An 11,802-nucleotide genomic window follows, 5' to 3' on the forward strand; every position below is an offset into this window, starting at 1 on the left:
TTTTTTGGGATACGCACGGATGCTTGGCATCATGCCTCTATGGCTTCAAATCCAGTATGAACACGAGCGGCCGATGATCGGACGCCACGGAATCCGGAATGACATAACTCTCGCGTACGGCCCAGTTTCCGGCTCCGCAGTATAGAATATAATCGATTTGATGGACAGGCTCCGGGGATGGCTCCGTCAGCAGCGATTGGCCTAGATCCTGGAGCGTCCATCGCTTAGTAAACGCATTCAGCACGGGGCTTGCCGGCAGGTCGTTCAAGTCCCCGCCAAGCAATGCAGGCAGAGCCGGCAACCCGTCGATGCAAGCTTCCATGTCGGCAACCGACCGGAATCGCGCGCGTTCGTCCTGCCAGTCAAGATGAACGGCTATGAGCGTAATCGCCTGCCCTTCGCCACATACCGCGGATAGGTCGGCCTCGGCGAACAAGGCCGCACGCGGTTCTTCGCCGGGCAGCGCCAAGTTATGAATAACCCGCAGCGGGTATTTGGATAAAATGGCGTTCCCGTATTCGCCCCCGTCGTAATGCATCGCTCTTCCGAAGGCATATTCGCTCATGCCGGACATTTCAGCCAAAACGGCTGTTTGATCCACGCCGCCCGAGCGCTTCGTGTTCTTGTCAACCTCTTGCAAAAACACGAAATCCGGCTGCTCTTTTGCAATAACGTCGGCGATGCGCGATAAATCCCTTTTTCCGTCCGTGCCTACGCCTGCATGAATATTGTAAGTCATCGCTTTCCATGCGGACGATTCATTAGCATTCCGCTTCAGCTCCATCACACCGGACACCTCCCCATTCGATTACAAATCCATTTGCTCGATCCATGCGGTGCGCTTCGTTCTCATTCCGGCGAGTGCCGATTCGGCCGCCGAATGTTCCGTCTGAAGCTGGTTGACGACCGTTCGCACCTGATGAATCGCGCCAAGCACCTGCTCTTGCGAATTACGGATACGTCCCTGGACGATCCAGTCCGTGATCAGACCGTCGAACCAATAATCGGCCATTTTGAGAAGCTCGCTGATATCGATGTCGATGTGGATGCTCCGCTTCAGGTCGGTCAGCTCTTCCTTGAATCCCCTCATAAGATGGTTCGCTTGATAGATATACTGTTTGGCGTCATCCACATTGTTGTGCTTCAGATGTGTACTGATCGCGCCGCCGCCGAGCATGTCCCATTTCCCCCAGTTTTCCGCCTTGTCCAGGCTTTCGGAGGCAACCGTAAGCGATGCCAAAACACGTTTTCCCGCCGTCCATGCTTCGGAAATTTCTTTGACGAGAACCGTCTGGTCCGCGAGCTGCTCCTCCATCTCGGAGAGCGTCTTGGCCGCCTCCGGCAAGTTCCTAAGCGCCGACTCCTTCTCCGCCATCAGCTTGTCATATTCCCGCTCCGCACCGCCGTACTTCGCAAGATCGTCGCCGAGACGCTTCAGCTCCGCATCGATTTCGTCAAGCTGCCCCTTCGCTTCCTGCAGCTTCATTGCGGCGGCAAGCGCTTGCTGCCGCTCCATTTCGAGCTGCTCCTCCTTGCTCCGAAGAATCGTATGAAACAGGTTGGTTAGCGACATGCGCGTCAGCTTGTCGACATCCTCCTGCTCCATCTCCAGCTGTACCTCGAGCCGCGCAACAAGCCGCTCCTGCTCATGCAGCCGCTTTTGCAGCTCCTCGCGTCTGCGCTCCGCTTTATGGAGCCGATATTTCCGTTCCTTCGCTTCGGTCAATCGGGGATGAAAGGTATCGGACACCCGCACTCACTCCTTTTCGTCTTGTTGCCGAATCCTGTGAACCTCTGTCGTCGTGTTTTATTACGCACGCCTTACGTTCCCGGTTTCACGTTCTCCGCTTATACGTGTGTATGCATGGCAGCCCGCAGGGGAATAAGACGGCGGCGACGCCTTGCTCCTTGACCGAACTGCCCCAGCCTGCCGCTGTTCTGACCGTCGCCAAACGGCAACTAAATTCGTTTAAAGTAGGCCCCGCTCCTAGCAGCAACCGCACTACCGCTAGAGCAGGCTAGCAAAAGAGCTGAGGGATCTTCAAAAAAAAGGAGCTGAGGCACATTTCAAGAATAGCTGACATGCAAAGTATTGGTGCTAGCGTACACTTCAAGAACAGGAGTTGACATGCAATCAAAAAAAGGAGCTGTCGTTTCATTCAAAAAAGCTGACGTTCAATCGTCGGTTTCCACTAACATGCCGATTTGATCGGCCAAGGGTAACACACTTAGGCTTCCGGGTGGTAAATAGTGAACATTGGCTCACTATTAGTGAACATAAATTCACTATTCCCCTCCTATCATCCTCTTTTTGAGCAGATAGTGAACCAGACCGGACTATTCGGCCATAAAGTTCACTATTAGTGAAGTTTAGTTCACTACTTCACTTGGAAGCATATCATTGAGCGCAATTAGTGAACTTTAGCTCACTATTAGTGAATGTGAGTTCACTATCCGCCGATACAGGCCTATGAACTAATCTTTGAAGCGGTCATACATGGTACCGTTAAAGTAGAGATGTAAATCAATACTATCAAAATTCTCCTCCCTCAGTCCGAGAAGATTACATAAAAAGAAGCAGCCCCTCCGCCGTATTTCCCGGCCTTCGAGACTGCCCCTGTATATGCTATGTTGCTATGGACTCGTCACTTGAATCAGGCACGTGCCTTAACGAACCGGCCGTAACGCTTGCAGTACGGTTTACCAATGCCCTGCAAGTCCGCCAGCTTTACCGTTTGCCACCAGCTCGTTCTGCAAGTCCGCCAGCTTTACGCTTGCTAGCTAGCCTTACGCTCTCTCGCCAGCTTGCCCTGCTCTCCAGCCAGCTTTACCGCTCGCCCACCAGTTTGTCCTGCATGTCAGCCAGCTTTTACCGCTCGCCAGCCCTAAGCTCTCCAGCCAGCTTTACGCTTGCTAGCTAGCCTTACGCTCTCTCGCCAGCTTGCCCTGCTCTCCAGCCAGCTTTACCGCTCACCCACCAGCTCGTTCTGCAAGTCCGCCAGCTTTACGCTTGCTAGCTAGCCTTACGCTCTCTCGCCAGCTCGTCCCGCATGTCCGCCAGCTTACTGCTCGCCCGCCAGCTTGCCCTGCTCGCCCACCAGCTCGTCCTGCATGTCCGCCAGCTTTACCGCTTGCCCGCCGTTCAGCCTCGATTGCTCCGCTGCGAACGCCATCAGATGGCTTTGCAGGGAGGCGCTTGCGGAAGTCAGACTTCCAGCCGCGCTGCGGTCAAAATGTCGAACGTCCCTTAAAAATTGAGCGACCATGCGCGCATCGCCGCCTCCGTGCCCGTCGCCCCCGGTAAACCGGTGCGTGTCGACCTTCTCTCCGGTCGCAAACCGGAATAGGGTGAACATTCCCTCTTCCATGTCGCCGCGAATTTCGCCGTGCGTTCCCATGATCTGCACCCTTCGCGTACCGCCCTGCGTAAAGCCGGACATCGTGAAAGTGGCATTGGCGCCGCTCGCAAACTCCATATTGACGACCTGATGATCGACAACATTGTTGTCGCACCGGTACACGCACCGCCCGAAAGGCCCTTCCTGAAGCGCCCTCATGATTCCCTCTTGCGACAAATCCGGCGTCATATACCGGGCCCACGGATGATGCGGCGGCTGGATGTACATTTTGAGTGCCGAGAACGGACAAGTCTTCTCCGCCTCGCAGCCGTCGATGCAGCGGTCCGTCGCCCCTTCCGGCGCGTTCTCCGGTTTGAAATGAAGCAGCGACCCGAAGGAATGGACGGTTGTGCAGGTTTCCCCCATCAGCCAAGAAATGATGTCGAGATCATGGCAGGATTTGGCCAAAATCATCGGGCTCGTTTCTTCCGCATTGCGCCAATTGCCGCGAACGTAGCTATGGGTCATATGCTCGAAGCCGACGTTCTCGGTCAGCTGAATCGTTGCGACTTTGCCTAGCTCTCCCGCTTCGATACACTTCTTGATTCCCGCCCAAAAAGGCGAATAGCGCAGCACGTGACTGACGATAAGCAGCCGTTCGTGCTTTCTCGCAGCTTGCTCGAGCAGGATGCACTCTTCCGGTACGGGCGACATCGGCTTCTCCAACAGCACATGATAACCCAGCTCGAGCGCCTTCATGGCCGGAACGAAATGCATCCGGTCCAGCGTGCTGATGATCATCACATCCGCTATGCGTCCCTTTTCGAACGCCTGCTCCCAAGAAGAGTACGTATAGGCCTCCGTGATTCCGTGAGAGTCCGCAAATTGTTTTCTTCGTGCTTCGTCAGGCTCCGCTACGGCGACGAACTTCAGCTCGTTCGGGTACTTTTCCGCGTAGGGCCCATAAATGTACCGGCCTCTGCTGCCGGCGCCGAGCAAAACCGCTGTAATGGCTTGCAATACTTTCTCCCCCTTGTCGTGTTCGGCTACTGTTCTGATTGTACTTGGCCGAACACACGGTCAAAAGAGATCGTTGATTACATTCCATATACTTTTGTTGACTTGGCTCTGAATAAGGAACGGTTACGGGTTTAACCGAAGCATTCTGTACTCCTGCGGCGTCGTTTCGTTCTGTTTCTTGAAAAAACGGATAAACGCCAGCGCGGAATTATAACCGAGCACCGCAGCAATTTCATTCACCTTCATCGTGCTGTCGAGCAGCAATTCCTTCGCCTTCAAATTCCGGTAATCGTTAATGTAGTCGGATAGCGCGATTCCCGTCATTTGCTTATACAGCCTGGAAAAATAGGACGGATTGAGACCAACGTGATCCGCGATCGCGTTCAAGGAAATATCCGTGGAAATGTGCGTTTCGATGTACTTATGCGCTTTTTGCACCACTTCCGAAGGCAGCTGGGCCCCCTGAGCCGCGTTCCAGTCAAACAGGCAATCGGCCGTTTGCAAAAAATATTGCTTCATGGAAAGCCAAGAGTCCTGTTCCCCGAGTTTGAACAGCGGCGCCAAATCGTGTACGGCATTCAAATAAGCCCGCATCTCCGTGCTTTTGTTGATATATGCGAGAAAAACGGCAGCCATGGCATGATAGAGCTCCTTCTTTCGCTCATACGGACAATTCTCGTCGGTCCATACTTCCGCAAACTCCATGTAGAGCTTGTAAAACTCTTCGCGATGGCTATTCTCGAGACATTTAGCAAGGAGCTGTACGCGGGTATGATGAAAATAATCGTTCTTCTTATCACCCTTTAGGCTTTCCTCCGAGCGCCTGATGTCGGAATCGCTCAAAATAACCTCGCTGGACAAGCCGATCCCGTATACAAAGCCGTATTTCAAAGCATGGAACCGGTCGAAAACGCCGCCCCACGCCACGGGCTCGCTGCCCAGCATGAACGATACCGGAAGCTGCAGCAGCTTCTTGCACGTACGCTGGATCGTCTCCAAAATGCCGCTCACGTAGGTGGACGTTTTTTTCCATTCGGCCTCGGATGCATGATGCTGCGTTTGCGACTCGCTCCCGCCTCCTGGCTGAATGAACCAGACGATCTTGGACTGATCGTAAACATAAGAATAACTGCATACGAACGGCGACAAAAATTCTTCGGTAATATTTTGCACGGCGTAAATAAGCAGCGCTTTATCCGGCGCCGTTATCATATCCTTCCAGCCGTCGACACGTCCAAGCAGCAAAAAAATCGGCATGTCCGCCCGCAGCGGCATATCGATATCCTTGAAATGGCGTTCCAATTGGTTGTCCGTCACCTGCTTGCCTTGCAACAGTCCGGAAACGTATTCTCTTTGCAGCGACGGCAGTGCCTTCCGCATCCGGTCGTTCGCTCTTTCGAACATTTGCCTCTGGCCGTATTCGTCCTCGAACTGCTCGATCGCGCGCTCGACGGATCGGATGATTTTTTCGTCGCTTTCGATCTTCAGAATATATTCGAAGCTGCCGTATTTCACCGCGCTTTGCACGTAATGAAAATCGTTATAGCCGGTCAGGAAAATGACTTTGCAGGCCGGCCACTGGGCTTTGATTTCCTGCAGCAGCTCGATGCCTTCAAGCCCGGGCATTTTGATGTCGGAAATGACGATGTCCACCCGGTTGCTCTGGAGCACCTCCAATGCCTCTTCGCCGGAATACGCTTTCAAGATGTCGAGCTCCAAGTGAGCGGTTTGCTCGAAAAGCTCGAGCAGCCCGTCCACGATGATCGGAAGATCGTCGACGATCAGCAATCGGTACATGTAAACCCCTCCTCAAGCGTTTCTGGAAGTCGTGCTGCTCCGCATGCAGCAAGCCCACCGACTTGCTGCCGCTTCTAGCGGTTGCCGAAATGAATCCGTACTTTCAGGCCGCCAAGCTCGGAACGGGTCATCGTGATCCCGTATTCGGCGCCATAGCGAAGCTGGATTCGGCGATGGACGTTGACCAGCCCGGTCGTCTCCTCGATCCGGCCCTCGGACTGCCGCAACCGGTTATTCAGCCGGTTGATGTCTTCCTCCGTAACGGCGTTCCCGTTGTCTTCCACATAGAAAGCGAAACCGTCCGCATTCCGTTCGCTATGCACCCAAAGCTCGCCCTCGGTGCGCATATTGCCCAGCGCATGCTTGTAGGCGTTCTCGATAATCGGCTGCAGCACGAGCCTAGGTACGAACAGCTCCGGCACGTTGCCGTCAAACCTGACCTGGATGCGGTCTCCGTAGCAAACCGTCTGCATATCCACGTACGTGCGGGAATGCTTCACTTCCAGCTCCAGCGGAATCTCGTCCTCGTCGTTTCGGGTAATAAAGTGAAAATACTCCCCGATGTACAAACAAAACTGGTATGCCTTCTCCTTCTGCCGATCCGACTTGATCAGCCGGCACAGGACGAAGAAGCAGTTGTACAAAAAATGCGGATTGATCTGCGCTTGCAGACGCTTCAGCTCCGACCGCTGGTTGCGGATTTGCTGCTCGTAGTTTTCTTCGATCAGCGTTCGCAGCGATTGGATCGTATCGTTGAACGCTTGATACAAGTACCCGAACTCGTCATGCCCGCGGTCGATCGCGATCGGCTCCAGCCGGTTCTGCTGTACGCGGCGGAACGAATGAACGAGCCTCATAAGCGGGCGGTAGATAAGCCGGAACAGAGAGTAAGAGAAGAACAGAACGACGAGCACGGCCAAAGCGCATGCCCACCAGAACCATACCCGGTACTTCTGGATCGGACCGAGCACGTTCGCTTCGGGAATGAGGCTGACCGAATACGAATTCCAGAGCGGGGAGTACTTATAAACGGCCAGATAGCTGCTGTCTTCGTACCGCACCGTCTCGTAGCCTTCCTGCTTCCCTTCCGCTTGATTGCCCTTGATAAAAGACTCGACCGTCGCAAGGAGCGCCGGATCTTGGTCGCTCTGGATATGCCAGCCGCGGTCGACATTGATCAGCACGCTTTTGCCTCCGATCGAGCTGCCGATTTGCGCCAGCGATTCTTGAATCTTGGCTTCGGAAAGCTCGACCGCGATGACGAAAAGCGGTTCGCGCGGCGTATTCGCCGGATACTGCATCGAGATGAACAGCCGGTCGTTCCAGTAAATGAACGGTTCCGCGTACTGCAGGTTTTTCGTCTGCATCGCCGCATATTCCTGCCGGTCGATCGTCGTTTCGTATTTGATGCTCAGCAGCGTTCGGCCGATCAACGGCACATACGCCTTCGCCTCCTGAATAAACGGACTCGAATCTTTCATCAGCGCCAGCCGCTTTTGAATGTCCAGAATTTTTTGCATCCGTTCGTAGTAGGACAATTCGTCACCGGCAGCGGCAATTTCCATCAGGTCGTCGTCCGTAACATATTTCGGCAAATACCGGACGATTCGGTCCGCTTCCTTATCGAGCGACTCCAAATAATAGCGGGCCGTATTCAAGGTCGACTGCGATATTTCCTTTCGGATGCTGTCCGAGCCTTTGTCGTTGATCAGCCAAGTGATGGCCATAAGGGGCAGCAGCACCGCCAGAAACGCGGCCATGATTTTTTTGAAAATCGAAGAATCCCTCAATTGGAAAAAGCGCTTCATTGTCCGTTCACCCGCTATGCTTTGGTAGAGAATCCTGAATACTTATTCTTTGACACTCCCCATCACAATTCCTTTAATGAAAAACCGCTGCAGGAACGGATAAACGATCAAAATCGGAAAAGCCGCTACGAATATTTGCGCCGCCTTGCTCGTGCGGTCGGACAGCTTGATGATCAGCTCCGCATCCTGCGTCTTCAGGAAGCGGAAATCGAGGTTGATAATAATCGTCTGCAGAAACGTCTGAAGCGGATATTTGTCGGGCTGATTCATCAGGATCATGCCGTCGAACCAGCTGTTCCAATGGCCGACCATCGTGAACAGACCGGTAGTGGCAAGCGCAGGCAGGGACAGAGGCACATATATTTTCCATAGCGTAGCAAAATGTCCGGCTCCGTCCATTCGAGACGACTCCTCCAGCTCCTTAGGCAGGCTGCGGTAAAAATTGAGCAGCAAAATGACGTTGAACACGGCTAACGCTCCAGGGAGCACGAGCGCCCAAATCGTATTGATCAATCCGAGCGACTTGACCGTCAAGTACCAAGGGATGAGGCCACCGCTGAACAAAATCGTAAACACGAACAGCCACACGTATACCGTACGCAGCCGAAGCTGGCTCGTATCCTTCGACAGCGGATATGCCGTCATGATGGTCAAAAACATGCTGATAGCCGTTCCGAGTATGACACGTTTCAGCGTAACCACGAAGGCGCGTAAATATTCCGGCTTGCCGAACACGTTGTCATAAGCGGCGGTCGTAAAGTCGACGGGCCACAGCACGACCTTGCCGGCCGAAGCCGCCGCACCGGAGCTGAACGATAAAGCCAGTATATGAATAAGGGGCATCAGGCAGGCAAACGAGATCGCCGCCAAGAAGATAAGGTTGCCGCTTAAGAACAACCGCCGGCCCAGTGACATTTTGTAATGCATACGAACACCTCGTCAGTTCGATTTCAAGGATAAACGCGTATGGCGATTTTTAAGGAAGCTGGCGATTACCGATGAAATATCAGCTTTTTATAATGTGAAACTATCCATTGTGATTTTCAAAAAATGCGATAGTTTGCGAAACGGTAGGCGAGAAAATATGAAACCGAGAGGAAAAGGAAAGAAACGACCGATTTTAGCAGCCCGACTGCCGTAGCGAACCCGAACTGGGACTGCTGAACGCCCATCCGATAAACGAACGTATCGATAATATCGGCGCTTTCGTATACTTGCGGACTGTACAAGTTGAATATTTGATCGAAGCCGGCATTGAGCACGTTGCCGATGTTTAACGTAAGCATCAGCACGATGATCGGCATCATGCCCGGTATCGTAATGTTCAGCGTTTGCTTCCAGCGTCCTGCGCCGTCGATCTCCGCCGCTTCGTACAGCGACGGGTTAATGCCGGTTAATGCAGCCAAGTAAACGATCGTGCCGAATCCGAACTCCTTCCAGACGTCCGAGACGACCATGACGTAAGGGAACCAGCGGTTATCGCCCAGGAAAAAGATCGGCTCGATGCCGAGCGAACTGAGCACTTGATTAAGGAGCCCGCTGGACGGGGAAAGCACGTCGATCAGAATGCCGCTCAGTAGCACCCACGACAAGAAATGCGGTAAGTAAACGAGCGTTTGGAACGTTCGTTTGATCCATTGCCTGCTCAGCTCGTTCAGCAGGATGGCGATCGAAATCGGAAAGAACAGCCCTGCGAGTATTTTCATGACGGCAATGTAAATCGTATTGAAGAAAATACGGCCGATATCGGGATAATCGAACAGAAAGCGGAAATTTTTGAGTCCGACGAACGGAGAACCGAACAGCCCTTTGGTCGGAATATATTTTTGAAAAGCCATCAAGATGCCCGCCATCGGAATATAGCTGAACACGATGACGAAGACCAGTCCCGGAATCAGCATCGCATGAAGCGGCCATTCCCGTTTCCACATGCGCGAGATCGATTTCATCATGCAACACCGCCTATACTTAAATAAACTTATATTTTAAAAAAAGAGGGATCGTGCTTGATCCGATCCCTCCCCTCTGCAAAGATCTATTTGTTCTTCGCGTACCAGTCGTTCACTTCTTTGGTAATTTGATCGCCGCCGAGCTTCTTCCAGTCGGCTACGAATTTGTCGAATTCGTCGATCGGCACTTGGTTCATAATAATCTTGAAGAACACTTCGTCGCGCTTTTTCTCGAGAATCGCATTTTTCTCGACCATCGTCGGCGTCGACGCTCCGATAAATTTCGTTTGCTCGAACTGATTGTTCTTTTTCATGTCCGGAACGTACGAAACCGCTCCCTTAGGACCCGAAATCAAATATTCCCACCACATGCTCGTATCGCCGTTTACATATTTCATGGCGCGCTCGTACCGCGTTTTCTGGTCCTTCGTCTTTGCCAGGCTCGCGTCTTTATTGGCGATCGCCTTCGGAAGTACCTCTCCGTTCGTGTTAGATTGGTTGTACACCGTCAGCGGATTGAGCAGCCAGTAGTTGTTGCCTTTTTCCTTGCGGTCGTTGCCGAACTCGTAAACCTTGTTTTCTTCCGTCTGGTTGTTGTCGACGACAATCCAGTTGTTGAGCAGCCGGATGACCGCTTCCGGATTTTTGGCCTTCTTGGACACGACGTAGTACTGGTCGGAGCCCAGTCCGATTTGCATCTTGGCCGGTTTGCTGTCGCTGGAGAGAAGCGGGAATACGCCCCATTCCTGCACGACCTTGCCGTCTTTCACTGCGCCTTTTGCCAAGTGTGCAGGCGCCCATTCGGCTCCGTAGACGATCCCGATGCTGTCGTTAAAGATGAGCTCCGACGCCTTTTGCGTATCTTTGACGCCGAATTCCGGGTCGATCAGCCCTTTTTTGAACATATCCTGGAGCGCTTGCAGCGCGTTTTTCATTTCAGGCTGCACGTAGCCGAGGACAAGCTTGCCTGTGCCGTCGTCGATCCACGTATCCGTATAGGCATGGAACCCGTTCATGAAACCGATCATGCCGGTCACGCCGTCTTTAAAGTCCTTATTGAACGCGATGCCGTAAGCTTTGCCGGTGCCGCCCGGATCCTTCGTCTTGAACGCTTCCGCGATGCTGATCAAATCCTGCATCGTTTTCGGCTCGGGCAAATTCAGCTTTTTGAGCCAATCGGTACGAAGGTACACGAATTGCGCGTTGAACGGATTGGACGTTCGCGGAAGGCCCATCAGCTTGCCGCCAATCGTTGCCGACTTCATTTGAAGGCCGCCGTCCATCTTCATAAACTTTTTCGTATTGTCCGTAGCATATTTGTCGTAAACGCTTGTCAGGTCCAGGATCATATCCGCTTCGATCAGCTGCTGGAGTTGGGCCGCATCGACCGGGAAAAAGTCGGGAATATCGTTCGAGGCAATGGCCATTTTCAGCTTTTCCTTGAACTGGGCGTTATCGGCGGCAATCCATTTGTTCGTCACTTTGACTCCGGCGTCTTTCTCGTATGCGTCGTATACCGCATTTTTGTCGAAGCTTTCGCCTGCGTCAAACTTCAGGTACGGATCGCTTTCACGGATCGTCGATACCTCAAGCACCTTTTTCGTATCGGGCGATGCGGATGCCGAAGCCGATGCCGATGGGGATGCCGATGCAGCCGGCTGCGGGTTGTTTTCCGTTTTGCTGCTGCATGCCGTGGCGGCAAGACTTGTGATTAGTGCTGCGGCGAGAACGCCTTTCCCTTTCCATTTCATGTTCATACGACCCCTCCTAAAAAGAATCAAATTATTCATCAGGATGCTGTACGCGTTTCAGCTCCTTTGATAGCTTTAGTATAAAGAGCGAGGCGACCGCCTACTATATACTAGTCTTTACTTTGATATACACCTCTTG

At 52.9% G+C, this 11,802-nt stretch carries 8 protein-coding genes; all 8 read right to left on the bottom strand.

Annotated elements, in window-relative coordinates; translation table 11 throughout:
- Nucleotides 1-37 precede the first annotated feature (37 nt).
- Complete coding sequence (locus tag ACKGJP_RS27865) at nucleotides 38-784, bottom strand: endonuclease/exonuclease/phosphatase family protein (protein ID WP_409347267.1); 747 nt, start codon at nucleotides 782-784, stop codon at nucleotides 38-40.
- Between the two features lie 24 nt (nucleotides 785-808).
- A complete protein-coding gene (locus ACKGJP_RS27870; protein ID WP_409342043.1) occupies nucleotides 809-1,750 on the bottom strand; it encodes a hypothetical protein in 942 nt (313 codons plus the stop codon).
- Between the two features lie 1,312 nt (nucleotides 1,751-3,062).
- Nucleotides 3,063-4,358 carry a Gfo/Idh/MocA family protein gene (locus tag ACKGJP_RS27875; protein ID WP_409342044.1) on the bottom strand — a complete coding sequence of 432 codons (1,296 nt, stop codon included), beginning with the start codon at nucleotides 4,356-4,358 and terminating at the stop codon, nucleotides 3,063-3,065.
- Nucleotides 4,359-4,481: 123 nt separating this feature from the next.
- On the bottom strand, nucleotides 4,482-6,155 hold the full coding sequence (locus ACKGJP_RS27880) for a response regulator (protein WP_409342045.1): 1,674 nt from the start codon (nucleotides 6,153-6,155) through the stop codon (nucleotides 4,482-4,484).
- A gap of 74 nt (nucleotides 6,156-6,229) precedes the next feature.
- Nucleotides 6,230-7,963, bottom strand: coding sequence for a sensor histidine kinase (locus tag ACKGJP_RS27885; RefSeq protein ID WP_409342046.1), 1,734 nt, complete (start codon nucleotides 7,961-7,963; stop codon nucleotides 6,230-6,232).
- Nucleotides 7,964-8,005: 42 nt separating this feature from the next.
- Entirely contained in the window at nucleotides 8,006-8,890 is an 885-nt protein-coding gene (locus ACKGJP_RS27890; RefSeq protein WP_409342047.1) for a carbohydrate ABC transporter permease, read from the bottom strand.
- A 116-nt stretch (nucleotides 8,891-9,006) separates the two neighbouring features.
- The gene (locus tag ACKGJP_RS27895) at nucleotides 9,007-9,912 is read right to left on the bottom strand and encodes an ABC transporter permease (RefSeq protein ID WP_409347268.1); all 906 of its coding nucleotides are present in this window, start codon (nucleotides 9,910-9,912) and stop codon (nucleotides 9,007-9,009) included.
- An 86-nt stretch (nucleotides 9,913-9,998) separates the two neighbouring features.
- The gene (locus ACKGJP_RS27900) at nucleotides 9,999-11,663 is read right to left on the bottom strand and encodes an extracellular solute-binding protein (RefSeq protein ID WP_409347269.1); all 1,665 of its coding nucleotides are present in this window, start codon (nucleotides 11,661-11,663) and stop codon (nucleotides 9,999-10,001) included.
- Nucleotides 11,664-11,802: the final 139 nt, after the last annotated feature.

It is taken from the genome of Paenibacillus litoralis (assembly GCF_046244365.1).
Lineage (GTDB): Bacteria > Bacillota > Bacilli > Paenibacillales > NBRC-103111 > Paenibacillus_V.